Here is a 23,833-nt window from a genome sequence, read left to right on the forward strand (position 1 = left end):
GACGCGGTCAGTTGGCCGCCGAGGCCGCTTCCTGCTTGGGTGGGAAGGCCGCATGGGTCTTCGTGCCGCGCAGGAGTTCCAGGGCGTACTGGAGCTGCAGGTCGTCCTTGGCCTCGGGCGGAACGTAATCGAGCGAGCCGGAACCCTCGTCGTTCTCTTCCGCACCCTGGATGTGGCCGCGCAGCGAGGATTCGCCCCGGCGCAGGTCATCCTCGGCGGTCAGGCCCATCTGCTCGCGGATCTCCTCGGGCAGGGGCTGGTCGACCACGATGTCCGGACGGATGCCACGGCCCTGGATGGAAGAGCCCGAGGGCGTGTAATAGAGCGCCGTCGTCAGGCGAAGCGAACCGTTGGAGCCAAGGGGAATGATGGTCTGCACCGACCCCTTGCCGAACGAGCGTGAACCGACGACCGTCGCCCGGCCCTGGTCCTGCAGGGCGCCGGCAACGATTTCGGATGCGGAGGCCGAGCCGCCATTGACCAGGACAACCAGCGGCTTGCCGTCGATATCGTCGCCGGTGCGTGCGTTGTAACGCCGCGTTTCCTCGGCGTTACGGCCACGGGTGGAGACGATCTCCCCCTTCTCGAGGAAGGCGTCGGAGACGCTGACGGCCTCGTCGAGAAGACCGCCGGGGTTGCGGCGCAGATCGAGGACATAGCCCTTGAGATCGCCTTCCGGGATCTTCTCCTTGATGTCGGCGACCGCCTCCTCGAGGCCCACGGTAGTCTGCTCGTTGAAGCGCAGCAGCTTGATGTAGCCGACATCGTTCTCGACCGTATGACGGACCGAGGGAACCTTGATCTCGTCGCGCGTGATCGACAGGCGGATCGGCTGCGCGGCGCCCTCGCGGATGATGGTCAGGTCGACAGGGGTGCCGATGTCGCCCTTCATGCGGTCCACCGCTTCCGAAAGCGTCAGGCCGCGCACCTGCTCGCCGTCGATTTCGGCGATCAGGTCGTTGGCGAGAACGCCGGCCTTGTCGGCCGGTGTGCCCTCGAAGGGCGAAATCACCTTGACCAGTTCGTTCTCCATGGTGACCTCGATGCCGAGGCCGCCGAACTGGCCGCGCGTTTCGGTGCGCATGTCGGCCGTCTGTTCGGGGTTCATGTAGCTGGAATGGGGGTCGAGCGAGGTGAGCATGCCGTTGATCGCAGTCTCGATCAACTTCTGGTCATCGGGCTGTTCGACGTACTGCGCGCGAACGCGCTCGAAGACGTCGCCGAAAATGGCAAGCTGGCGGTAAGTATCCGATCCTGCTGCATTGGCGACGCCGGAATGGGGACCGACGAAGGCGGTCATCGCCGTCGCGCCCATCAGCGCTCCCGCGAAGAGAATGGAGAGCTTACGTATCATTCCTCGTCCTTCCAGATGGTCGTTCCGCCCACCACGGCGCTGGATCGACCGGTTGCCCGTCCTTGCGAAACTCGACGTAGAGCTCCGGTCCGCTCTCTGGCGGATACTGCCCGTCGCCTCGCTCGGCCAGTCGCCGCGCCCCCATGCGTGCGACCGGTTCTCCGGCGAGGACGAATTGCCCGACATCCACGTCGATTTTCGCCATGCCTGCCAGGACGATATGATAGCCATCGCCGGCATTCAGGATCAAGAGTTGTCCATAGGACCGGAATGGTCCCGCATAGAGCACTTCCGCATCTGCAGGTGCTGTGACCCTGTCTCCGAAGGCACCCGCAAAGCGCATTCCGGAAGACGATCTTCCGCCGGCGTCCACCTGTCCGAAGCCGGTGATCGTCTCACCCGATACCGGACGATTCAGTACGCCCTTCAATGTCGAAAATGCGGCGTTGCCACGCAATCGCGGCATGTTTTCACGCAGGGATGCGATGTCGTATCCCGTTTCCGGCGGCCGGGCGGCTTCCTGGCCCTGTGGCGCGTCGGCCTTGTCCAGGGCGGCGATCAGTTGCTCCAGTGTCGCGGCCCGGGCCGAAAGCCGTTCCGCCCGCGCGGACAGGGCTCGCGATTCTTCCTGCGAGCGTGTCTCGGCCTGCCGACGCTCGGCGATCAGGCTTTCCAGCCGGGCTTCCTCGACACGCCGGTCGGCCAGCCGGTCGGCGTAGGTCGCCTTGGCGGCCTCCATGGCTGCGGTCAGCGATGACAACTCGTCGATCTCCCGGCGGAGTGCCGCCGTTTCCTGCTGGACGGCCGGCACCACGCGGCCCAGCATCATGGCGCTGCGCAAGGCACCGATGGCATCGTCCGGCTGCACCAGAAGCGCCGGCGGGGGAGAGCGCCCCAGCCGCTGCATGGCGGCGAGCAGGCCGGTAAGCACGCGCCGGCGCTCGGCCAGCGACCGATCCAGGACGAGCGATCGGGCGCCCATCCGGTCCAGGCGCGTCTCCAGCGCCGCCACTTCCCCGGCCAGGTCCTCGGCCGCCTTCGCGCTTTCCACCAGACGGCGCGACAGGGCCTCGCGATCGAGGGCGATCTCCGCCGCCTCCGAACGAAGGCGGGCCAGTGTCTGCTGCGTAACCTGGATCTGGCCCGAGATCGCTGCCAGTTCGCTGCGGATCTGCCGCGATCCGGCGTCCTGCGGACCAATGGCGGCAACGCGTTCTTCGGCGCCCGCGGGAGACGGGTTTGCCGACAGCGCCGCGACGACGCCGAGCGCAATCGATAGCACGGCGCCCCGGAAGAGGCGCGACACCGATCCGCGGAAGGGCTGTGTTACTGCGAAGATGCGCCGGCCCTTTCCCTGTCTCGCGATGCACAATGCGATGTTAGGACGGGCCGGTTAAAGAATCCATCCGCCGCACCGCCGCAGCGTGCCTCATCGCCGGTGATAGGGATGGCCGGCCAGGATGGTGGTTGCGCGATACAATTGTTCGGCAACGAGGATTCGCGCAAGCTGGTGCGGCCACGTCATGCGGCCAAGGGCGACGATGGCCGATGCCTGCGACCGAAGGGATGGAGACAGGCCGTCGGGCCCTCCGATGACGATGCCGAGATCGCGCAACGGCTCGTCCCGGAGCGCCGCGAGACGCAGGGCGAATTCATCCGAACTCGGCGTCTTCCCCGTTTCGTCCAGGACCATCAGCGCGGCCTTGTCGGGCAGGGCGGCAAGGATGCGCGCCGCCTCGTCGGCCTTGCGCGCATCGGCATCGGCCGCCCGCGATTCGGCAAGCTCCACCACTCCGGCGAAGTCCAGCCCCAGCGCGGCGCCGCTTTTGCGCAGGCGTGTCAGATAGCGGGCCGCAAGCTCCTGCTCCGGCCCGGCCTTCATGCGGCCGACGGCGATCAGCGTCATGCGCATGCGCCGGCTCGCTCAGTGAAGCTTCGGATCCTGATCCACGGCCGCCCACATCTTCTCGATGTTGTAGAAGCTGCGTACTTCCGGCCGGAAGATGTGGATGATGATATCGCCGGTGTCGATGAGCACCCAGTCCCCATTGGTCAGGCCCTCCACCTTGGCGGGGCCGAGTCCGTTGTCCTTCAGGTCCCTCAGGAGGTGGTCCGCAACGGCGCTGACATGGCGGTGGGAGCGGCCGGAGGCGATGACCATATGGTCCGCGAGGGCCGATTTTCCCTTGAGATCGATCGCGACGATCTCCTCAGCCTTGGAATCGTCAAGACTTGCGATGACCAGGTCGATAGCGTTCCGGTCGGCCGTACGGTCGCCGGAGGGCGCGTCGGAAGCGACGTCCGGGACGTCCTTCGTTTCAGGCGCGGGGGTCAGTTGACAGGTTCCTTCTTGCTGCAAACGGTGCGGCGATTGTGTTCCAACTTGCATATCGTGTCCAGTTCGATGCCGATCAAGCATTGCTGCGCAATGCCGTTGATGAGAGAGCCGAGCGCGGCCCATGAAGAAAGACCCAGGCCGGGGGCCGGGCGCCGGGCAGCGCCCTGGCCGAGCGCTCCGGCATGCGCCATTGTTGAAACCGCTGCGCCATGGGCGAGGACAGCAGCGACAGGGTCGATCCCGGGCGGTCTACCACCGCGATCGGCATCGCCGCGGCGATGAACTGCCAGTCCTGCCAGCGGTGGAACGTCGCAAGGCTGTCCGCCCCCATTACCCAGACGAACTTCACGTCGCGTCGGCGTGCGGCCACCAGCCGCACCGTATCGGCGGTAAACCGGATGGCGGCGGCGGCCTCGAAAGCCGTGACGTCGATCCGCGGGTCGCGGGCCAACGCTTCCGACAGGGCCAGCCGCTCGCCGAGCGGGGCGAGGACGCCATGATCCTTCAATGGGTTGCCGGGCGTCACCATCCACCACAGACGGTCAAGGCCAAGCCGGCGCAGCGCCGTTTCAGCCACCAGGAGATGGCCGCGATGGGGCGGGTTGAACGATCCGCCGAACAGGCCGACGCGCATGCCCGCCGTAGTTGGCGGCATGCGCAGCGCGCGGGCGGGCAAAGGCCATTCGGGGGCCGAGAAGCCCGCGTTCACGGCCTCAATTGCCCGGTGCCGTGGACGCGATAGTTGAAGCTCGTCAATTGCTCTACGCCCACCGGCCCGCGCGCATGCATCTTGCCGGTGGCGATACCGATTTCCGCACCCATGCCGAACTCGCCCCCATCGGCAAACTGCGTCGAGGCGTTATGCAGAAGGATCGCGGAATCGATCGCCCGCATGAAACGATCGGCGGTCATCTCATCGTCGGTCACGATGCATTCCGTATGATGCGAGGAATAGGTCTCGATATGGTCGATTGCCCCCTCGACGCCATCCACCAGTTCGACGGAAATGATGGCGTCCAGATACTCCGTACGGAAATCCGCGTCGGTGGCGGCATGGGCCGCCGGGTACAATGCGCGGACGGCGTCGGAGCCGCGGATTTCACAGCCCTTCTCTGCCAGCGCGTCGAGGATGGGGCATAGATGCGTCTCGGCCACCGCCCGGTCGACAAGGAGCGTTTCGGCCGCGCCGCAGATGCCGGTGCGCCGCATCTTGGCGTTGACGGCGATATCGCGTGCCATGTCCAGTTGTGCGGCACGGTCGATATAGACGTGGCACAGGCCCTCCAGATGCGCGAACACGGGCACGCGCGCCTCCGCCTGCACCCGCTCCACGAGGCTGCGGCCGCCACGTGGCACGATCACGTCGATCGAGCCGCCAAGCCCTTTCAGCATCTCGCCCACGGCGGCCCGGTCGGCCGTCGGCACGATCTGTATGGCATCCTCGGGCAGCCCCGCCTCGCGCAGGCCGGCGGCCAGCGCCCGATGGATGGCGGCCGAGGAGCGTGCGCTGTCGGAGCCGCCGCGCAGGATCACGGCATTGCCGGACGCAAGGCAGAGCGCCCCGGCGTCCGCCGTCACGTTGGGGCGGCTTTCGTAGATCACGCCGATCACGCCGAGCGGCGTGCGGACGCGCTCGATCCTGAGCCCGTTGGGCCGGGTCCAGGCATCGATCACCGAGCCGACGGGATCTGGCAGGGCGGCCACGGCCTCGATGCCGGAAGCGATGCCGGCGATGCGATCCTTGTCCAGCACCAGCCGGTCGACCAGCGCGGCGGAAAGCCCGGCCTCCCGCGCGCGCGCCACGTCCTGCGCATTGGCTGCCAGTATATCCGCTTCGGACCGCCGGACGGCGGCGGCCATGGCAAGAAGGGCGCCGTGACGCAGCGTCGATGGAGCCTGCGCCACGAGGCGCGATGCCGCGCGCGCCCGCGTGCCGATATCAGCCATCACGCTTTCGATGCCGGGCCTTGCGCTGTCGTCACGCATCGTATGTCTCCGATTGATCTCCGGACGCATGATCGCCCTGTCTCGGACTGACGACGAGATCGTCGCGGTGAATCATCGCCGCGCGCGGCGCATGGCCGAGGATGCGCTCCACATCGCCGCTTCGGTGGCCGGCGACGGCCCGCGCATCGTCCGCGTCATAGGCGACGAGGCCGCGCGCGACCTCGTGTCCGGCCTCGTCCTCCACCACGATGGTATCGCCGCGCCCGAACGTGCCGTGCACGGCGCGTACGCCCGCCGGCAGCAGGCTGCGCCCGCGCCGCAACGCATCCACCGCGCCTGCATCCACCGTCAGGCGCCCCAGTGTGTTGAGGTGCCCGGCGATCCACCGCTTGCGCGAATTGACCGCGCTGGAAGCGGGGGCAAAGAAGGTCGCGCGTTCGCCGGCTTCGATGGCGGACAGGGGGCTCATGCGGTTACCGGCGGTGACGATCATGGCAACACCGGCTTCCGTTGCGATCCGGCCGGCATCGATCTTCGTTTTCATGCCACCACGGGAGAGCTGCGAGGCGGCGGCCCCGGCCATCGCCTCGATCTCGGGCGTGATCACGGCGACATGCGGAATATGGCGCGCATCCGGGTTCTGGGCCGGCGGCGCGGTATAAAGCCCGTCGATATCGGACAACAGCACGAGCAGGTCGGCGGACATCATCGTCGCCACCCGCGCGGCCAGCCTGTCGTTGTCGCCGTAGCGGATTTCCGCTGTGGCGACGGTGTCGTTTTCGTTGATGACGGGGATCGCACCGAAGCCGATCAGCGTCTTGATGGTGGCGCGGGCGTTCAGGTAACGGCGCCGCTCTTCGGTATCGCCGAGCGTCAGAAGGATCTGCCCGGCCTCCAGCCCATGTGCGCCCAGCACTTCGGAGTAGACGCGCGCAAGGGCGATCTGGCCGACAGCCGCCGCCGCCTGGCTCTCGTCGAGGCGCAGAGGCTTGGGCTGCAGCCGCAGGACGTTGCGGCCGAGTGCGATGGCGCCCGACGACACCAGCAGCACTTCGTGCCCGGCGCGGACAAGGCGGGCAACGTCGTCGGCGAGGCTTTCCAGCCAGGCGCGCCGCAGCCCGCTTTCGCGGTCGACCAGCAGCGCCGAGCCGATCTTGATGACGATGCGGCGATAGGCCGAAAGGGATGAGTCGCTCACCGACGCCAATCCTCTTCGCTCATGCGATGGCCGAAGCGGCTTGCGTCTTCCTCGGCCAGACGCTCGACATCCTCGTCGGCGAAGCTGTCGATCTGCCGGCGCAGCAGGCGCAGCGTCTCGGGCAGGCCTTCGAGGCTGACGGCGGACAAGGCGATGACCCGGTGGCCGACTTCGGCTTCCAGCGCCGCCAGCTTTTCGGCCCGGATGTCGGGCGCCAGGGAATCGATCTGCGACAAGGCGACGATTTCCGGCTTGTCGGTCAGGCCGCCCTCGTACAGCTCCAGCTCGCGCCGCACGGTACGGTAGGCAAGTGCAACATCGTCCTCCACACCGGAGACGAGGTGCAGCAGGACGCGCGTACGCTCGACATGGCCCAGGAAGCGGTCGCCGATGCCGACCCCCTCGTGCGCGCCCTCGATCAGGCCCGGAATGTCGGCGATGACGAATTCGGTGCCGTCGACGGTGGCGACGCCGAGGTTCGGGTGCAGGGTGGTGAAGGGATAATCGGCGATCTTCGGCCGCGCCGCCGTCACGGAGGCCAGGAAAGTCGACTTGCCGGCATTCGGCAGCCCCACGAGGCCGGCATCGGCGATCAGCTTGAGCTGCAGCCAGATGGTCAGTTCCTCGCCCGGCAGGCCGGGGTTGGCGCGGCGCGGCGCCTGGTTGGTGGATGTCTTGAAGTAGGCGTTGCCGAAACCGCCATTGCCGCCGGCGGCGATGCGGAAAACCTCGCCGACTTCCGTCAGGTCGCAGATCAGCGTCTCGCCGTCCTCGGCGAAGACCTGCGTGCCGACGGGCACCTTCAGCGTCACATCTGCGCCCTTGCCGCCCGTCCGGTTACGGCCCATGCCGTGCATCCCCGTCTTTGCACGGTAATGCTGCTGGTAGCGATAATCGATCAACGTGTTGAGGCCAGAAACGGCCTCGACGAAGACGTCGCCGCCGCGCCCGCCATCGCCGCCGTCCGGCCCGCCGAACTCGATGAACTTCTCGCGGCGAAACGAGACGGAGCCCGCGCCGCCGTCGCCGGACCGTACATAGACCTTGGCCTTATCGAGAAATTTCATCTTGCGCCTTCATTTCTGGCTGTCGGGGGCGGGCGTTCCGTCCTCGCGTGCTTGCCCCGTTTCTTAAGCCAAGCACGCGGAAAATTGAACGCCCGCCGCTGTTTGTTTTGCGCCGCTCAGGTCGCCTGGTTCAATTCGGCCGCCGGCACCGGCGTCGAATCCCGCACCCAGGACTTCAGCGACAGCCAGCAGCGGCGGTCCATGCGGTAGGACTCGCTGGCCACCCGCCCCGCCACCGCCGACACATCCATGCTGACGCCCTGATAATGGAAGCCGCATTTGTGGATCACCCGCCGCGAGGCGTTGTTGATGACGCGGCAGCGGATCTCCACCGCCTCGGCCGCCAGCTCGCCGAAAGCATAGTCGATCACGGCATGCGCCGCCTCGGTGGCGTAGCCCTTGTTCCAGAAGGGACGGCCAAGCCAGTATCCAAGGTCGAGCGCGTCGCTATCGTCCTTCTCGCGCAGCGATATGAGGCCCATGAAGGCGTCGTCACTGTTGCGCATCATGGCGAAGGTCAGTTCATGGCGCGTCCGCGCCAGAAACTCTTCCGCATCCGCCAACCGATAGGGGTAGGGAATGCGCGCCGTCATCTCGGCGATGTGCCTGTCATTGGCCAGCGTGGCAATGGCGGGCGCATCGTCCATCCGAACCTCCCGCAGGGTCAGCCGGCGGGTTGGTATCGGACTGAGTTCTTCCTCTATCCACAAATCGTCCGAAGGCATCGGGGTCCACTTTCCACGAAAAGAAACGGGGAGATGGCGGCCCATCTCCCCGTTTTCTCGCTTTACCCGAACCTGTCGGTTAAAGCGCCGGGTCGGTGGGACGCCGGCGCTTGGAAGCCAGCGTCACTCGGCGGCTTCGGCGGTCGGCATAATCGATACGTAGGTGCGCCCTTGCGCTTTGGTCTGGAAGCTCACGACGCCGTCGGTGGTCGCAAAAAGGGTATGGTCGCGGCCGATGCCGACATTGACGCCCGGATGCCAGCGCGTGCCGCGCTGACGCACGAGGATATTGCCGGCGATGACGCGCTCGCCGCCGAACTTCTTCACGCCGAGGCGTTTGGACTCGGAGTCGCGACCGTTGCGGGAAGAACCGCCTGCCTTTTTATGTGCCATTGTTCAGTCTCCTGATCTCATCCGCATGGTGGAGCCCATCCGGGGCCGCGCTGCCATGCCTGTTCAATTTCGTTCACGCCGGCCGAAGCTGGCCTGGTTTCGCGTTGGGCGGAGCCGCTCAGGCCTCGTCGCCCGCGGCGTCCTTCTTCTTGGTGGCGCGGGGCTTCTTGGCGGCAGCCTCGACAGCCTCCGTCTTCTCGGCCTTCGGCTTGGCGGCGCGCTTGGGCTTGTCGCCCTCGGCGGCCTTGTCCTCGACCTTCGCCTCGCTGGCCTTCACGGCCTTTTCCTTCTTGGCCGGGGCCTTGCCGTCGGTCAGGATCTCGCTGATGCGCACCAGCGTCAGGTCCTGGCGATGACCGCGCGTGCGCTTGGAGTTCTGGCGACGACGCTTCTTGAAGGAGATCACCTTCGGGCCGCGCGTCTGCTCGACGATCTCGGCCACGACGCTGGCGCCGGCCACGAAGGGCGCGCCGATCGTGGTGCCGACCATCAGCACCTCATCGAAGGAGACGCTGTCACCGGCTTCGCCGGCCACACGCTCGATCTCGAATTCGTCGTTGGCGGCGACGCGATACTGCTTACCGCCGGTTTTGATGACTGCGAACATGCCATGTACCTTTATCAAGGGGATCGGCTCTCGGGGTTGCCGGGCCATCTTCTTTTGATTCTTGGATCTTCAGGGCTTTTGAGCCCGCGCGCTGCATAGCCGATGTGCTGCCCCGCGTCAACGTCGAAAGCCCTGCGCATGCGGCATCGGGGCGTTTGACGGTGCCTTAAGGGAAATTGGCTCTTGTGCGCCGGGGGCAAGCTTTGATATGCACCGCACGCGCTTCAGGGCGCAACCACGAAAGTCCGGTTTCACCGGCGGCCGGAGAGGTGGCAGAGTGGTTGAATGCACCGCACTCGAAATGCGGCATACGGGCAACCGTATCGGGGGTTCAAATCCCTCCCTCTCCGCCAGAAACATCCTGTTAGGTAATAGTTTGCTGCTTGGACTAGCCCTCCAGGTGACGTGCGGCGTGGGCCTAGTGAGGACGTCCGACGTTGAGCGCCACGACCGCGGCACAACCGCTAGCATGGTCCTTGGATGGAATTGCGCGCCGTCGTAAGGATTCCAGTAGAGTGCTGGAGATGGATGCCTATTCGACGCGCCTCGTTGAGACTCAGTCGCCAGAGCGGACCGGGTTTTCCAGATAGTAGCATGGCTTGGCCCTTCCACACGGCCTGCTGGGGCTCGACTGTGATCGCTTCCACGCCGGTGCGATGGTGAAGAAAGCGGATGGGCTCGTCGCTGTGTAGAAAGACAATCTCAGGCTTTACGCTTTCGAGGAGAAACTCGAACGCTGCCGTTCGACGATCTTCTTTCGTTAACTGAGCAGCCCTCGCCGTTGGCATCGAGCAGATGTTTGTCTCCAGACAAGTGCCGTTTGGAAACTGATCAACGATTGCTTTAATGCGAGGTCGCGCGCCCTTCATTCATCGCTGAAAGAGGTAGTCCTTCATGATTGACTTCGATCGAAACCATGATCGTCTGACCAGTAGCTCCAAAAGCTGTGCTTGAGGGACGTCGCCGGATTGAAACCAACGATAAAGACTTGGGTGGTGAGTGGAGATCCGTCGCACAAGAACGGGCGCGCATTCTCGATCGTTTCAAGCGTTTGAAGGCGTTCACGAAACTCTTTTAGATCCACGCATTTTATCACCTTGCGATTACCTATTCGAGGGTGATCACCGTCGCCTCAAACGCCTGGAGCGATTTTGCGCCGCTCACCATGCCGTCCATGTAGCGCGGCTGCCCGACGCTGCCTTTCAGCCAGCACTCGCCTTTACGCCTGACGAATGTGAAGGCGATGCACTGCTGGTTGGCAACACAGGCAAGGCGACATTGCTGTGGCGTCGATGCTGCGTCATGCGCTCGCCGGCTTAGATCGCCGCCCGGTAGGTCGACGTTCTCGAAGATGCCGGTCTTCGGATCGATGATGCCCAGGGAGACCGTATCCGGCTGCGGGTCAGACGGTCGCAGAAGCTCGCCGGAAATGGCAACGGCGTTGCCGTCGGCCATGGCCCGGCGGGCCTTCAGAAAGCAATTGGGGCCTCGGACAAGACGATCGTCCGTATTGAATGTGAAGGCCTTGCATTGATCTCCGAACGATAGGCACTCCATCGCACAGGCGGGGGCGTTTGCGACACGGCTCGACGCCAGATCCTCGCCGAAGAAGTCGAGGCCGGCGTAAAGCGCAAGCCTGTCGGGTCGTTTGGTATACGCTTCGATTGCCGAAATCCGCGATGAGGAAGCTCCGGCAAGGCTCGGGCGGCTCGAATCGACTTCGGCCAGCGAAAGAGCGTCGGTCTCACCTTGCGGGAGAGGGGAGGGGCTGGCTTCGGATGCAGGTTCCGCCGGCGGCAGGGTTGTCGCTGCGCCGCGACGGCGATTGATGCCGAACTTTTCGATCTCTGCCGACGAAAAGACATACATCTCATCCGGCGGGGTCTTGAACATCACCGTCAGAACCTGGATCGGGGTATCGAACCGGTCCAGGACGTCGAGTATGTCGGCAATCGAATTCTGCGCTCTGGCCGCATCGTTTGCGCCGTTGCGAATCTGATGCACTCCGAGATCGCCGTCTGCCTGGCGCTCGATGCCCGCCAGGAAAACGAAAGAGCAGGCAGAGAAGCATTGGGAGCCGCTCGGGATCAGCGTCGCCAGTTCGCGGGCATGAACATCATCGGCAATCAGCAGTCCCGCCGAAACCAACCCGCCGCCGCTGTTAAGGGTCATCAGCCTGGCTTTCGGCGCAACCATGAGGATGCGCCTGAAGTTGAGGGCGTCACCCTCCTCGATGTCGCCGTTCAGGCGAATGACGTCCGGATGATCGGTATCCACCGAAAACGGCCCAAAGGACTGCACCTCGGCAAAAGCTGGGCATGCAGACAGCAGGATGATGATCCAGAGGACCGTGAGAAAGTGCCTAGGTTGACGAACACGCACCGAACTTGCCTCACGCTTGCGGAAACCTACGAAGCCATGAATCGTCCGCTTCCGACAAGCCTGCATTTACACGCCATTGGGCGACGTGCTCATGCACCGTTTGGGTAAGCCGATGATGTGCAGCAAGCGGACAGCCTGTTTGCCGGCACAGCACACGCAGCATGCCGGCAGATCGCCGACAACCGGAGGCAACGTGTCGAAAGCAGGGTCTTCTACAGCGAATGAACTTCTGTTCGTTCCGCGCCCGCATCAGATCGAGGCGCGTGATTCTATCCTTGCCGCCAGGGCGGGAGGACGGCCCGGTTTCCTGCTCGGGGATCTGACGGGGCTGGGAAAGACGCTGTCGGCGTGGAGCGCCATTTGCGAAATGCCGGACCCGGATGTGCTGATCGTCTGCCCGAAGGGTGCAATCCCCCAGTGGCAGCGCACGATCGCCGGCTCGCCCGCCACGGGCAAGGTGGTGACCATCCTGAACTTCGAGAAGACGAAGTCCCTGATGGCCCCGCCGAGCTCCAGCACCAGGCGCTCGACCCGGGCCAGGAACAACGAGCTTGCCAAGCTCGGGACGCTGAAGCGGCGCTGGCCACTGGTGGTGATCGACGAGAGCCATCGCATCCGCAACCCGTCATCGCAGCAGGGGCTCGTTTGTCGGCATCTGGCCGCGGCGGCCGACTTCACGATCTACATGAGTGCCACGGCCGGCCAGTCCCCCCACGAATTGTCCTATCTCGGCAGGCTTCTTGCCTTCGCGACCGGAGGACACACCGGCGACATGGATGAGTTCCGCGCCCTGATGAAGCGCCTGAAAATCGGCCGGCCACGCGGACGGTGGAAGAACTGGAGCTGGGAGCCGAACGAAGCCGACCGGCAGGTGATGTCCGGGCTCCTGTATCGCGGCGACAACGCGATCGGCTTGCGCCGGCGGCCCGAACAGATCGCCGGCTGGCCCGAAGTGCAGAGGGAACTGGCGCCCACGGCGCTGGATGCCGAGGCAAGGCGGCTTTACGATTCCACCTGGCGGGAGTTCCGGCGCGAGCTTGGTCTGGCAGGCGGTTCGACCCGGCGGCCGACAGGCTGGGCGGCCGACCTCCGCTTCCGGCAGAAGGCCAGCCTGATCCGCGTGAAGGGCACGGCCGACTTCGTCTGCGATCTTCTGGAGGTGGGCCAGCAGGTGGCGATCTCGGTGGCCTTCCTGGAGACCAGCGCGATCCTGGCCGACAGCCTTCGCGGCCGGGGATGGAGCGTCGGCGAGATCAACGGCAATTGTGCCGGCGACGCGAATGAGAAGACGCGTATGGCGTTCCAGACGGGTCGTCTCGATGCCGTCATCTTCACGGTGACGGAGTCGATCTCGCTGCATCGTGGCGAGATGGAAGGCGGCGACCGGGAGCGCTCGCTCGTCGTGCATGACATGCGCCACAGCGCGATACAGATTCAGCAGATCGAGGGACGCTGCCACCGCGACGGGCAACGCGCCGTGATCTATTACACCTTTGCCGAAGGCACGGTCGAAGAACGGATCGCCGCCATCGTCATCGCCCGGATGGCGTCGATGGACGGCATGGCAGGGGATGACACCGCGCTGCTCGACGCGATAGCGCTGGAGCTGCAGGCCTGAGGGCTCAATGCAAGCTGGCCGCAATACACGAGACAGGCTTATGAAAGAGCGCTTATACAGCGGCCGGAACCTCGTAAACCGCTATGGATGGCGGTGGATCGGGTCTACCCAGTAGACCTCCTCCGGCTTCTCGACCGGATCGACATTCGTGATGTTGACCACGACCGCCTCGTTGTCCGAACGGACCAGCACGCAGTGCAGGGGCTGCGAGGGATCGGCATTGATCTCCTGGTGCGGCACAAAGGGCGGCACGAAGATGAAATCGCCGGGCTCCGCCTCTGCGACGAACTCGAGCCGGTCGCCCCACCGCAGGCGCGCGCGGCCGCTGACGACATAGATGACGCTTTCCAGGGCGCCGTGGTGATGCACTCCGGTCCGGGCATCGGGCGCGATGCTGACCGTGCCCGCCCAGATTTTCTGTGCACCCACGCGCGCGGCGCTGATCGCCGCCTGGCGGAACATGCCGGGTGTCTGCGGGGTGTTCGAATCCAGTGCGTCGCCTTTGATTACGCGGATGCCGTCATGCTTCCAGCGCGGTTCGTCCGGGGCGTCCGAGTGGGGATGGTCGTCGGTCAAAGATGCCTCCTGCGTCATGTCGGTACCGGAGCGTCTGCCCCCGTCGGACGGATACTCTCATGATTTTCGTCGGCAGCGAACCATGTGGCGGCATGGGCATACCCCGAACGCTGGACGCAAAGGCCGGCACGCCCTTTCAGCCGATACGGCGCTGATGCCGACGGATGATTTCTTCGATGCGTACGTAAGCGTCCGGCCCGGATTCGGTGAGCTGGTCCAATTGTGGGCTGAAAGATGACAAAATTTGTCATGTTCAAACTTGACTCGAATCATCATGTTTAGGATAATTGTCTTGTTCGAATTTTTCAGGGCGTTTTATCGAAATGGATCAACGATTTGGGCCGGCGCCGCGTGCGCCGGGGCGCGCGCTTGCGTGCATTCTGAGGGCGGGTGCCTGCCTTATTGCTATTGCCGGCTCCCATCCGGCCTGGGCCCAGGACAGCGAGGCCGCCGCGGACGTGCGGCTGGACGAGGTTCTCGTCCTCTCCACCCGCGTGGAAAAGCGGCTGCTGGATGTGCCGCAGACGGTTTCGGTGATCGACCGTGCACAGATGGACGAACGCAACGTTCGGGATATCCAGGATCTGGTTCGTTACGAACCGGGCGTCAGCGTCGGCCGCACGACCTCCATCACAAACCCCTGGGGCCAATTGTCCGGCTTCACCATACGCGGCATGAGCGGCAACCGCGTTCTCATGACGGTGGACGGCTCCCGCGTGCAGGAGCAGATCACCGACGGAAGCCGCGACTTCTTCGATATGTCCAATTTCAAGCGCGTCGAGATCGTGCGCGGCCCCAACTCGGTCCTGTGGGGGGCCGACGCGCTGGGCGGCGCGGTGATGTTCCAGACGCGCGACCCTTCCGACCTCCTGATCGGGGCGGGCAAGCCCTGGGCGCTGGAGGTAAAGGGCGGCTATGACAGTTTCGACCGATCCTTCCGCGAACAGGCGACGGGCGCCTACGATTTCGGCGACGTATCCATCCTGTTGAGCTACGGGCGTCGCGATGGGCATGAGGCGCGCCTGTCCAATGCGCGCGCCGATGGCGGAATCTGGGGATGCTCGCGCCGGACGATCGGCTGCGACCGCCTTTTCCCCGCCGATACGGGCATCGACAACGGCCTCGCCAAGCTGGTCTGGACGCCGAATGGCGAGCACACCGTCAAGCTCACCGGCGAGTGGTTCGAACGCAATACGCAGGTCGAGCAGCTTTACGACATGTCGGCCTCCCCATCCGGAATCCCGACCATGTCGGCCTACGTGAGCGAGTCTTATCCCCGGGATCTGGAGATGAGCCGCAGGCGTGTCGCGCTCCAGCACGCGTGGATCGTCGGCGCGTCGTGGCTCGACAGCGTCAACTGGTCCGTTTCCTATTCGCCGCAGAGCCGCGTCACCGACAGCACGCAAAGGCGGCGCTATGCCAACCGGACGCTGACGGCGAACCAGTATCGCGACTACAGCGAAGATTTCCTGGAAGCCGATCTTCAGCTCCAGTCCTCGTTCGGATTGGCCGCAAGCCAGCATACGCTGACCTATGGTTTCGACGGCGACCACACGAAGGGCGACTATAAAGGCATCAACACGACCTTCAATTCGCTGACCGGCGCAACGACCGTCGCCGAAAACCAGGGCTTCAGCTTTCCGCGCGTCACGACCGACCGGGCGGACTTCTACCTTCAGGACGATATCGCCCTCCTGGACGGGCGCCTTACCGTGACGCCGGGCGTGCGCCTGGCATATTATGCGATCGACCCGACCGGGGATGAAACCTATCCCGGCCTGCCGGGCTTCGAACCGGAAAAGCAGTCCAACCGGGAGCTGCTGACCTCGCTCGGCGCGATCTACCGCTTCGACGACACCTATTCCGCCTATGCCTCGCTGGGGCAGGGGTTCAAGATGCCGACCTCGCAGCAATTGTTCCAGTCGAGCACGGATCCTTTCTCGGGAACGGCCATCGTTCCCAACCCGTCCCTGAAGCCGGAATCCGTCGATGCCTACGAAGCGGGCGTAAGGGGCCAGTTCAGCCGTGGCTATTTCAGCGCGGGCGTTTTCTACTCCCGCTACAAGAACTTCATCCGCAGTTTCCAGCCGACCACGGTGACGGACCCGAGCGGCAACCTCGTGACCGCCTACACCTTCGACAATGTCGAAGACGTGAATCTGTATGGCGTCGAACTGGCCGGGGAAGTCGAAGTTGCCGATTACACCAGGCTGCACGGCAGCCTGAGCTGGAGCCGGGGGAACCAGCGTGTCGCAGCGGATGCGGCCAAGACCTTCTTCGATGGAGCGGTGCCGATCACCGCCATCGTCGGCGTCACGCAGCAGATTCCGCAGTACGACCTGCAGCTCGAACTGTTCGGAACCTTTGCCGCAGGGAAGACGAGTGCGAGCAACGACGAGCTGTTCCTGCCGTCCAGCTATGCCCTGTTCGACGCCTATGCCAAATGGACGCCGCGCGAGAACTTCGAATTGACGCTCGGCGTCGAGAACATCCTGGACAAGCGCTACTTCCCCAATACGCTTCAGAACTACAATTTGACGCCGGCATCCGCCGCGGTCGCCAACGTCAATCCGCTCGAGCTGCAGACAGGCCCAGGCCGTGTCATCAAGGTCGGCGCCACGGTAAGGTTCTGACCCGATGGCCGACCTGATCCGTCAATTCGCACGGCTCATCCGCATCTGCGTGTCGACGCCCGCAGGACGGATCGGGATCGCCATCTTCGTTGCCGTGGTGTGCCTTAAACTCGGAGCGGTCTATGCCACAGTCCGCCTCGTGCAGTGGACGGGCGAGTTCTACTCGGCCGTCCAATCGATCGATGGACCGGAGATCCTGCGGCAGATCGGCGTCTTCGCGGTGATCGTCGGCCTCAATTCCGTCCGGCACATCATTTCGGAATATATGCGAAAGCACCTGGAATTTCGCTGGCGCCGGGTCCTTACCTCTCATGCTCTCGATGTGTGGACGCGCAACAAGGCATACTGGCATCTGGCCTACAGGCCGGGATCTGCGATCGACAATCCGGACCAGCGCATCGCCGACGATTGCCGGCTTTTCGTCGGCGGGCTGCTCGGCGAGCTGCTGGACGTCATCCAGGCGGTCGTGGGCCTGTTCTCGTACGTGGCGCTGCTGTGGGTGCTTTCCGATTTCGCATTGTCGCTGGAGCCTCTCGGGCTGGCCGTGGAGATACCGCACTACATGGTCTGGGCGGCCTTTCTTTACGCCGCCATGAGCAGTGTGGCGACCCATGTGCTGGGGCGGCGGTTGAAGCCGGTGCTTGCCGAACAGCAGCATCGCGAGGCAAGTTTCCGGTTTGCCCTGGCGCGCTGGCGCGGCTATTTCGACGAGGTTGCGCTGTCCAATGGCGAGGCCGCCGAACGCCGGCGCTTCGACCTGCGTTTCGAGGACGTGGCCCGGAACTGGCGGGATCTCGTCAAGCGGGAGATGATCCTGCAATCCTTCACCTATCCTTTCCAGCACAGCGTGCTGCGCATCCCCCTGTTCGTGGCCATGCCGGGCTATCTGGCGGGCCATGTCGATTTCGGTGGCCTGATGCAGATCGGCATGGCCTTTTCCAATGTCGTCACCACCCTGTCGTGGTTCATCTTCTCCTACCGGGACCTGGCGGAGCTTGCCGCCACGGCAACACGCCTCGACACATTCCTGAAGGCGGCCGGCGACTATCATGACAGGCCGGGTCCGATCCATCTGGTCGATGCCCCCGACCGGCTCGAACTCGCCGACCTGAGTGTGCGCAGCCCGACCGGCGTCCCGCTGCTGAGGGTGCCGGCCCTGTCTTTCCAGCATGGGGAACACGCCTGGATCCGTGGCCGCTCCGGCCTTGGCAAGACTACGCTGCTCAAGGCGATCTCGGGCTTCTGGCCGCATGGCGATGGCCGGATCATGCGGCCGGCCGACTCCGTGATGGTGCTGCCGCAGCGGTCCTACCTGCCGTCGGGCTCGCTGATCGAGGCGGCAGCCTATCCAGGGCTGCCGGGCCGGTTCGGGCAGGGGGCGATCGTCCGGGCGTTGGGCCTCGTCGGCATCGATGAGGGAGCCGGAGCCGACGCCAGGCAGGTGGAAACGCTGTCGGGTGGAGAAGCTCAACGCCTGGCCATGGCCCGCCTGCTGCTTCACCGGCCGCGCTTCGCCATACTGGACGAGGCGACCAGCGCCCTGGATGCGGCCGCAGAGCGCCAGTTGCTGCAGCGTCTGCGCCAGGAACTGCCCGACACGACATTCATCATGATCGCCCACCGCGAGCCGCCCGGCTTTTCAAACCTGCGGCGAATCGACCTCGATCAGCCCGCCGCCCCGGTGATCTCGCTTTCCGCATGACAGACGAAAGAAAGCATAATGGAAACATCCCCACAAACGGACCGCCGCCGCTTGAACACCGCGCCTGTTGACGTCCTGCCATTGCTGGCGGAGCTCGGTCGCATCATGGCGATCGGCAGGCACAAGGGCGTCACGCATGAACGGATCGGCTGTGTGGACACGGTCGTCATCGCCGATGGTCGCGCCCGGCTTCAGGGAGACGCCCACGAGGGAGCGCTCGAACTTGCCGAAATTGCATCCGTCACGGCAGATTTCACGGCCGCGATGGGTGACAAGGCCATGCCGCGCCTGGAGTTCGAGGACAGCGACGGCGAGCCGATCCTGAGCATCGTCGCCCTGGACGGCCGACAGGCGTTCGACCGTGCCTTCGGCGGCCTGCCGGCGGAGCCCGTGGCTGCCGTCGCCGCGACCCCGCGCCCGGAGCGGCGCGAGCTTGCCGATGACGATCCCGGTTTTTGTCTTCTGGACGCCTTGCGCCAGGCGGGTGGCACGGTGGAACTGCTGCTGGAGCGCAAGGGGTTCACGCAGAGCTGGCGGGGGGCGATCGAGAAGGTCAGCAGCGGTATGGGATTCGCCAATGTCATGACCGAGTCGTTCCATCTTCATCTGCGCGGTGGTTCCGTGGCAGGCTGGCGTTGGCAGGCAGATGCCGCGCGCCTCGTCGCGCTGGACACGCAAGATCGTCCGATCGGCCTCTTTGTCCGCGGAGCGGACGCGACGCTGGCTGCGCTGGCCGAACGCGGGCGCGGCCTTTGAGCGCAGGCGCAATCCCGCATCCGCCGGCGTGCTGGGTGGACGCCATCTCGATGCGTGTCGTGCCGCACGAGGCCGCCCTTCGCGGTGCAGCCCGCAACCCCGTGATCCTCCTGGGCGAGACGCATGACGATGCCGCCGTGCATCGCTGGCAGCTTCATGTTGCCGCGGGCCTCCTGGCGCTGGGCGAGCCTATGGTAATGGGGTTCGAGATGTTTCCGCGCCGGGTGCAGCCGGTTCTCGACCAGTGGGTGGGCGGCCAACTCTCTGCCGAAGCGTTTCTGGAGCGGGCCGACTGGAGCGCGGTCTGGGGCTTCCCGGCCGAACTATACTGGCCGCTCTTCCACTTCTGCCGGCAGATGCGCGTTCCCATGCGTGCGTTGAACTGCGAGCGGCCCCTGGTCACCAAGGTTGGCAAGCTTGGCTGGGAGGCGATCGACGATGCCGAGCGGGAGGGGATCACGCCGGCCCGGCCGGCGAGCGACGGTTACCGCCGATATCTCCATGCCATCTGCGGCCGGTCTGCACCGTCCGGAGGGCCCGCGTCCCCGGACGCGCCGGAGTTCGATCGTTTCGTGCGCGCACAGCAGACGTGGGATCGCGCCTTCGCCTGCCGCATTGCCGATACGCTGAAGGACCTGCCCGGACATCGCGTCATCGGCATCATCGGGCGCGGCCATCTGGAACACGGCTACGGCACGCCGTTCCAACTCGAGGATCTCGGCGTCCGGAGCTCCATCCTGCTGCCCACGCGGGAGGCCATGTTCCTGCCTCGATCGCCCGATGCGATTGCCGATCTCATCTTCCGGATAGACGATCGGTAAGAGAGGGGCATTATTGCTCGCTGCGTTCGGGCCCGGATGGCCGACCGCGTGGTCACGCCTGCCGCGCCGGGCATGACTGCCCGGGCGGCGGAGCGGCGGGCCGAAAGGCTCAATTGCCCATGACGGCGTTCGGCAGCCAGGTCGCGAACGGAGCGTAGTACGACACCATCAGCAGAACGATGATGTTGGAGAGCAGGAACGGCATGACCGCCTTGATGACCGGCAAAAGAGGGATGCGCGCGATGTTGCAGGCCACGAACAGGCACACGCCGACCGGTGGTGTCGTCAGACCGATCATGAGGTTCAGCACCGCAAAGGTCGCGAAATGGACCGGATCGATACCGATGCTGGTCGCCAGAGTCAGCAGCGGGACGAACAGGATGATCAGCGCCGCGATCGTTTCCATGAACATGCCGACGATCAGCAGCAGGATGTTGATCAACAGAATGACCAGCAGCGGATTGTCGGTGATCGACAGGACGGTCTGCGCAAGCGCCTGCGGGATCCGCTCGGAGGCCAGGATGGAGCCGAACACGTTGGCGAAGCCCACGAGGGCCAGGATGCCGGCCGAGGAGACGGCGCTGTCGATGATGATGCGCGGCACCTTGGACAATGGCAGTTCCCGATAGACGAGCGTGCCCACCAGGAAGGCGTAGATGCAGGCGACGACCGCCGTTTCGGTGGGCGTCGCCATGCCGGTGACGAGGCCGCCAATGATCAGCGCGATCATGGCAAGCGCCCACGACGCCGACAGCGTTGCCGAGACGAGCTCGCCCCAGCCCTGCCAGGGCATGCGCGGATAGTTGCGTCGCACGGAGATCACGTAGCAGGTGATGCCCATGCCGATCCCCATGAGGATGCCCGGCACGGCGCCGGCAAGGAAAAGCTGCCCGACCGAGATGCCCGACAGCGCGCCGACGATGATCATCGGGACGCTGGGCGGCAGCATCGGGCCGACGGTGGAGGAGGCGGCCGTGATGGCGGCCGAGAAGTCGGCCGGGTAGCCGGACTTCTTCATGCCGGGGATCATGACCGAGCCGGTCGCCGCGACATCGGCGACGGCCGTGCCGGACACGCCCCCGAACATCATGGAATCGGCCACATTGGCCATGGCCAGGCCACCGCGCATCCATCCGACCAGCGCGTTGGCCAGGCGGATGATGCGCTCGGTCACGCCGCCGTAGTTCATCAGGTTGCCGGCCAGGATGAAGCCGGGAATGCACAGCAGCACGAAGACATCCATGCCGGCGTACATGCGCTGCGGCAGGATGACGATCGGCAGGCCGGCCGCCAGCATGTAGGCGAGCGACGCCAGGGCCAGACAGATCGCGACGGGCACGCCGAGGGCGAGCGTCACCACGAAGGTGACGAGAAGCAGTGCGAGTTCCATCGATCAGGCTTCCTCTGGCCGTTGCGGACGCCCGTCATCGGCGCCGGTCAGCATGCCGACGACCCGCAGGGCGGAAAAGAAAAACAGAAGGACCGCCAGCACGAAGACGCTGGCATGGACCATGTCCATCGTGACGCGGAGGGCGGGCGACCGCTGGAAGGCGCCGATCTGCACGAAGCGCCATGCCGGCCAGATCATCGTTGCCGCCAGCAGCGCAGTGGCGGCCAGCGCCACCAGGCGCATCCACCAGGAGGCGCGTTCGGGCACCGCTTCCTGCAGGAGGTCCACCGCGACGAACTCGCCGGTCATCAGCGACAGGCCGATGCCGAAGGCGACCATGTAAAGGAGAAGGATGCGCGACAGCTCTTCCGTCCAGACCGGCGATGGCAGGCCGAAGGTTCGCGTGGCGATCTGCAGCGTGACGACGACGATCAGCCCGAAGAAGGCAAGTCCGACGAGGCTGCGGGTGGTCGTGACCAGAAGGCGCGAAAGGAGGTTCAGGAAGTGCATTGGCGATCCCCATGCGTTTCGCGCGATGGCCTGAGCGTATTTCCAGGCCATCGCGCGCTTCGGATCAGCGGGCGAACAGCTCTTCGACCGTCGGACGGATTTCAGCGTCGACGGAGTCGATCACGGGCTGGCGCGCCTTTTCGGCAAAGGCCGCCTGGTCCACTTCCACGAAGGTCATGCCTTTGGCCTCCAGGTCGGCGCGGATCGCTTCCTCGTCGGCCAGGAACTGCTCGCGCTCGAATTCCTGCGCAATCTTCGCAGCTTCGATAAGGTGCGCCTGGTCCGCTTCTTCGAGCTGGCTCCAGACCTGCTCCGCGATCGCCAGATAGATCCAGGAACGGACATGCTCGGTCATGTTCACATGGCTCTGCACCTCATTGAACGAGGCGCTCTGGATAAGCGCGAGCGGATTCTCCTGGCCGGCGATCGTGCCGTTCTGGAGCGAGGTGAATACCTCCGAGAAGGCCATGGGCGTCGGCAAGGCACCGAGCGCGGTCCACGTATCCACGAACAGCGGCACGTTGGGCACGCGCATGCGCATGCGCTGGAGTTCGTCCGGCGTGGTGATCGCCCGGTTGGCGGTCAGGTTGCGCGGGCCGCGCGCAAAATAGGCGAGGGGGCGTACCTGGGCCCGCTCGACGATCTGCGCCTCGATCTGGTCGCCGATGTCGCCGGACGCGACCGCGTCCATTTCTTCCAGCGTCTGGTAGGCGTAGGGCAGGGCCAGCAGGGCCGCCATCGGCGCCCAGTTCTGCAGGCTCTCGCCGGTGATGGTCATCTCCACCGTGCCGAGCTGCATGCCGTTGATCAGGTCGATCTCGCGGCCGAGCGAGTCGTTCGGGTAGACTTCGACGACGATGCGCCCGTCGGTCCGCGCCTTGACCTCCTCGCCGAAACGAAGCGCCGCCTTGTGCCAGGAGTTCTGCTCATTGGCGAGATGGCCGAGCTTGAGCGTCAGATCCTGCGCCAATGCGCCCGTGCCTGTCGCCAGCGCCACGATCAGCCCCGCGATACCCGTCTTGAAACCCGTTGTCATGAAATCCTCCCTGAAGATGCGTTCGAAAGTTCAGCCGCCCTTCCCGAACAGGTCGGGATGGGCCGCGGCGATATCCGGAAGCGAGCGCAGGATTTCGCGCAGGTGCCCGCGCATGGCCTCCTCCGCGGCGGCGGCGTCGGCCGCCTCGATGGCTCGCGCTATGGTTTCGTGCTGGGCGATCAGCCGGCGCACATGCATCTCCTCGACGCTGAGGTAGCGGATGCGGTCCATCTGCGCCTTGACGTCTTCCACCACGCGCCAGGCGAAGGGCACGCCGGCAATCTCTGCCAGCGTGCGGTGGAACAGCTCGTCGAGTTTCATGAAGGCGGCGACGTCGTCCTCGGCGACACGCTTCTGGTCGTCGATCTGGGCCAGCAGCCGGCGGGCGTCGTTGCCGTCGGCACGGGCGGCCGCCGCGCGTACGACATCGGACTCGATCGCCTCGCGTACGAAGCGCGCCTCGGTGACCGCCTCCGCCGTTATTGGACTGACCATCGTGCCCCGTTGCGGCCGAACCCTGACAAGCCCTGCCTCGGCAAGCTTGATGAAGGCTTCGCGCACGGGCTGCCGCGACACGGAGTAGGCGCGTGCGATCTCGGTTTCGGAGATGATCTCGCCGGGACGCAGCTCGGCGCGCACGATCCGTCCCCGCAAGCTTTCGTAGAGCTGCGGCGCAATGGCGGTGTCGGCGTCGAGCTCGACGGCCGATCGCTCCGATCCTGCTCCCACGCGAATCCTCCTCGTCCTCGCTCCTATTGTCTCCATACTTCCATACTAGTC

22 protein-coding genes and 1 tRNA gene are annotated in these 23,833 nt (G+C 65.1%); 6 read left to right on the plus strand and 17 right to left on the minus strand.

Annotation, left to right across the window (positions count from 1 at the left end; all coding sequences use genetic code 11):
* Positions 1-7 precede the first annotated feature (7 nt).
* The 11 genes from IGS74_RS04945 to rplU form a co-directional block, all read right to left on the minus strand.
* On the minus strand, positions 8-1,354 hold the full coding sequence (locus tag IGS74_RS04945) for a S41 family peptidase (protein ID WP_192389846.1): 1,347 nt from the start codon (positions 1,352-1,354) through the stop codon (positions 8-10).
* On the minus strand, positions 1,344-2,660 hold the full coding sequence (locus IGS74_RS04950; protein ID WP_192389848.1) for a peptidoglycan DD-metalloendopeptidase family protein: 1,317 nt from the start codon (positions 2,658-2,660) through the stop codon (positions 1,344-1,346). The genes IGS74_RS04945 and IGS74_RS04950 overlap by 11 nt, the downstream gene beginning before the upstream one ends.
* Before the next feature lie 123 nt (positions 2,661-2,783).
* Complete coding sequence (gene rlmH / locus IGS74_RS04955; protein WP_192389850.1) at positions 2,784-3,266, minus strand: 23S rRNA (pseudouridine(1915)-N(3))-methyltransferase RlmH; 483 nt, start codon at positions 3,264-3,266, stop codon at positions 2,784-2,786.
* 12 nt (positions 3,267-3,278) lie between these two features.
* Positions 3,279-3,743, minus strand: coding sequence for a ribosome silencing factor (gene rsfS, locus IGS74_RS04960; protein ID WP_192391352.1), 465 nt, complete (start codon positions 3,741-3,743; stop codon positions 3,279-3,281).
* Between the two features lie 22 nt (positions 3,744-3,765).
* The gene (locus IGS74_RS04965) at positions 3,766-4,326 is read right to left on the minus strand and encodes a nicotinate-nucleotide adenylyltransferase (protein WP_246723115.1); all 561 of its coding nucleotides are present in this window, start codon (positions 4,324-4,326) and stop codon (positions 3,766-3,768) included.
* A 71-nt stretch (positions 4,327-4,397) separates the two neighbouring features.
* Positions 4,398-5,678, minus strand: coding sequence for a glutamate-5-semialdehyde dehydrogenase (locus tag IGS74_RS04970; RefSeq protein WP_192389852.1), 1,281 nt, complete (start codon positions 5,676-5,678; stop codon positions 4,398-4,400).
* Positions 5,671-6,837 (minus strand): glutamate 5-kinase, encoded by a 1,167-nt coding sequence (proB, locus tag IGS74_RS04975; protein WP_192389854.1) that lies wholly within the window; start codon positions 6,835-6,837, stop codon positions 5,671-5,673. Before proB ends, IGS74_RS04970 begins: the two co-directional genes overlap by 8 nt.
* Positions 6,834-7,904 carry a GTPase ObgE gene (gene obgE, locus IGS74_RS04980; RefSeq protein ID WP_192389856.1) on the minus strand — a complete coding sequence of 357 codons (1,071 nt, stop codon included), beginning with the start codon at positions 7,902-7,904 and terminating at the stop codon, positions 6,834-6,836. Before obgE ends, proB begins: the two co-directional genes overlap by 4 nt.
* A gap of 116 nt (positions 7,905-8,020) precedes the next feature.
* Entirely contained in the window at positions 8,021-8,629 is a 609-nt protein-coding gene (locus tag IGS74_RS04985) for a GNAT family N-acetyltransferase (RefSeq protein ID WP_052194449.1), read from the minus strand.
* 123 nt (positions 8,630-8,752) lie between these two features.
* The gene (gene rpmA, locus IGS74_RS04990; protein WP_039188261.1) at positions 8,753-9,022 is read right to left on the minus strand and encodes a 50S ribosomal protein L27; all 270 of its coding nucleotides are present in this window, start codon (positions 9,020-9,022) and stop codon (positions 8,753-8,755) included.
* Between the two features lie 118 nt (positions 9,023-9,140).
* Positions 9,141-9,629, minus strand: a complete 489-nt coding sequence (rplU, locus tag IGS74_RS04995; RefSeq protein ID WP_039188262.1) for a 50S ribosomal protein L21 — start codon at positions 9,627-9,629, stop codon at positions 9,141-9,143.
* A 263-nt stretch (positions 9,630-9,892) separates the two neighbouring features.
* Between rplU and IGS74_RS05000 the strand changes: the two genes are divergently transcribed.
* Positions 9,893-9,982, plus strand: a tRNA-Ser gene (locus IGS74_RS05000).
* A gap of 754 nt (positions 9,983-10,736) precedes the next feature.
* On the opposite strand, the gene IGS74_RS05005 is transcribed toward IGS74_RS05000, so the two are convergent.
* Entirely contained in the window at positions 10,737-12,077 is a 1,341-nt protein-coding gene (locus IGS74_RS05005) for a PAN domain-containing protein (RefSeq protein ID WP_246722938.1), read from the minus strand.
* Between the two features lie 127 nt (positions 12,078-12,204).
* Between IGS74_RS05005 and IGS74_RS05010 the strand changes: the two genes are divergently transcribed.
* Positions 12,205-13,629 carry a DEAD/DEAH box helicase gene (locus tag IGS74_RS05010; protein WP_246722940.1) on the plus strand — a complete coding sequence of 475 codons (1,425 nt, stop codon included), beginning with the start codon at positions 12,205-12,207 and terminating at the stop codon, positions 13,627-13,629.
* An 81-nt stretch (positions 13,630-13,710) separates the two neighbouring features.
* Here IGS74_RS05010 and IGS74_RS05015 read toward each other — a convergent pair whose 3' ends face one another.
* Positions 13,711-14,205 carry a cupin domain-containing protein gene (locus tag IGS74_RS05015; protein ID WP_246722941.1) on the minus strand — a complete coding sequence of 165 codons (495 nt, stop codon included), beginning with the start codon at positions 14,203-14,205 and terminating at the stop codon, positions 13,711-13,713.
* A 323-nt stretch (positions 14,206-14,528) separates the two neighbouring features.
* On the opposite strand from IGS74_RS05015, the gene IGS74_RS05020 reads away from it, so the two are divergent.
* The 4 genes from IGS74_RS05020 to IGS74_RS05035 are packed head-to-tail and all read left to right on the plus strand — an operon-like array spanning position 14,529 to position 20,117.
* On the plus strand, positions 14,529-16,838 hold the full coding sequence (locus IGS74_RS05020; protein ID WP_192389860.1) for a TonB-dependent hemoglobin/transferrin/lactoferrin family receptor: 2,310 nt from the start codon (positions 14,529-14,531) through the stop codon (positions 16,836-16,838).
* 4 nt (positions 16,839-16,842) lie between these two features.
* The gene (locus IGS74_RS05025; protein WP_192389863.1) at positions 16,843-18,540 is read left to right on the plus strand and encodes an ABC transporter ATP-binding protein/permease; all 1,698 of its coding nucleotides are present in this window, start codon (positions 16,843-16,845) and stop codon (positions 18,538-18,540) included.
* Positions 18,541-18,558: 18 nt separating this feature from the next.
* Positions 18,559-19,296, plus strand: a complete 738-nt coding sequence (locus tag IGS74_RS05030) for a ChuX/HutX family heme-like substrate-binding protein (RefSeq protein ID WP_281413043.1) — start codon at positions 18,559-18,561, stop codon at positions 19,294-19,296.
* Positions 19,293-20,117 carry a ChaN family lipoprotein gene (locus IGS74_RS05035; protein WP_246722943.1) on the plus strand — a complete coding sequence of 275 codons (825 nt, stop codon included), beginning with the start codon at positions 19,293-19,295 and terminating at the stop codon, positions 20,115-20,117. The genes IGS74_RS05030 and IGS74_RS05035 overlap by 4 nt, the downstream gene beginning before the upstream one ends.
* 109 nt (positions 20,118-20,226) lie before the next feature.
* On the opposite strand, the gene IGS74_RS05040 is transcribed toward IGS74_RS05035, so the two are convergent.
* From IGS74_RS05040 to IGS74_RS05055, 4 genes are all read right to left on the minus strand, one after another.
* Complete coding sequence (locus tag IGS74_RS05040) at positions 20,227-21,507, minus strand: TRAP transporter large permease (RefSeq protein WP_192389867.1); 1,281 nt, start codon at positions 21,505-21,507, stop codon at positions 20,227-20,229.
* Between the two features lie 3 nt (positions 21,508-21,510).
* Entirely contained in the window at positions 21,511-22,017 is a 507-nt protein-coding gene (locus IGS74_RS05045) for a TRAP transporter small permease subunit (protein ID WP_192389869.1), read from the minus strand.
* 64 nt (positions 22,018-22,081) lie between these two features.
* Positions 22,082-23,053, minus strand: coding sequence for a TRAP transporter substrate-binding protein (locus tag IGS74_RS05050; protein ID WP_192389871.1), 972 nt, complete (start codon positions 23,051-23,053; stop codon positions 22,082-22,084).
* Between the two features lie 30 nt (positions 23,054-23,083).
* Positions 23,084-23,782 carry a GntR family transcriptional regulator gene (locus tag IGS74_RS05055; protein WP_246722945.1) on the minus strand — a complete coding sequence of 233 codons (699 nt, stop codon included), beginning with the start codon at positions 23,780-23,782 and terminating at the stop codon, positions 23,084-23,086.
* Positions 23,783-23,833: the final 51 nt, after the last annotated feature.

Source organism: Aureimonas sp. OT7, assembly GCF_014844055.1.
Classification (GTDB): domain Bacteria; phylum Pseudomonadota; class Alphaproteobacteria; order Rhizobiales; family Rhizobiaceae; genus Aureimonas; species Aureimonas altamirensis_A.

Bases quoted from the DNA above. Each gene is read 5' to 3' on its own strand.
- IGS74_RS04945 (WP_192389846.1), bottom strand. From the start codon at position 1,354: ATGATACGTAAGCTCTCCATTCTCTTCGCGGGAGCGCTGATGGGCGCG.
- rlmH (WP_192389850.1), bottom strand. From the start codon at position 3,266: ATGCGCATGACGCTGATCGCCGTCGGCCGCATGAAGGCCGGGCCGGAG.
- rsfS (WP_192391352.1), bottom strand. From the start codon at position 3,743: ATGCAAGTTGGAACACAATCGCCGCACCGTTTGCAGCAAGAAGGAACC.
- IGS74_RS04965 (WP_246723115.1), bottom strand. From the start codon at position 4,326: ATGCGCGTCGGCCTGTTCGGCGGATCGTTCAACCCGCCCCATCGCGGC.
- IGS74_RS04970 (WP_192389852.1), bottom strand. From the start codon at position 5,678: ATGCGTGACGACAGCGCAAGGCCCGGCATCGAAAGCGTGATGGCTGAT.
- obgE (WP_192389856.1), bottom strand. From the start codon at position 7,904: ATGAAATTTCTCGATAAGGCCAAGGTCTATGTACGGTCCGGCGACGGC.
- IGS74_RS04985 (WP_052194449.1), bottom strand. From the start codon at position 8,629: ATGCCTTCGGACGATTTGTGGATAGAGGAAGAACTCAGTCCGATACCA.
- rpmA (WP_039188261.1), bottom strand. From the start codon at position 9,022: ATGGCACATAAAAAGGCAGGCGGTTCTTCCCGCAACGGTCGCGACTCC.
- rplU (WP_039188262.1), bottom strand. From the start codon at position 9,629: ATGTTCGCAGTCATCAAAACCGGCGGTAAGCAGTATCGCGTCGCCGCC.
- IGS74_RS05005 (WP_246722938.1), bottom strand. From the start codon at position 12,077: ATGCAGGCTTGTCGGAAGCGGACGATTCATGGCTTCGTAGGTTTCCGC.
- IGS74_RS05020 (WP_192389860.1), top strand. From the start codon at position 14,529: ATGGATCAACGATTTGGGCCGGCGCCGCGTGCGCCGGGGCGCGCGCTT.
- IGS74_RS05025 (WP_192389863.1), top strand. From the start codon at position 16,843: ATGGCCGACCTGATCCGTCAATTCGCACGGCTCATCCGCATCTGCGTG.
- IGS74_RS05030 (WP_281413043.1), top strand. From the start codon at position 18,559: ATGGAAACATCCCCACAAACGGACCGCCGCCGCTTGAACACCGCGCCT.
- IGS74_RS05040 (WP_192389867.1), bottom strand. From the start codon at position 21,507: ATGGAACTCGCACTGCTTCTCGTCACCTTCGTGGTGACGCTCGCCCTC.
- IGS74_RS05045 (WP_192389869.1), bottom strand. From the start codon at position 22,017: ATGCACTTCCTGAACCTCCTTTCGCGCCTTCTGGTCACGACCACCCGC.
- IGS74_RS05050 (WP_192389871.1), bottom strand. From the start codon at position 23,053: ATGACAACGGGTTTCAAGACGGGTATCGCGGGGCTGATCGTGGCGCTG.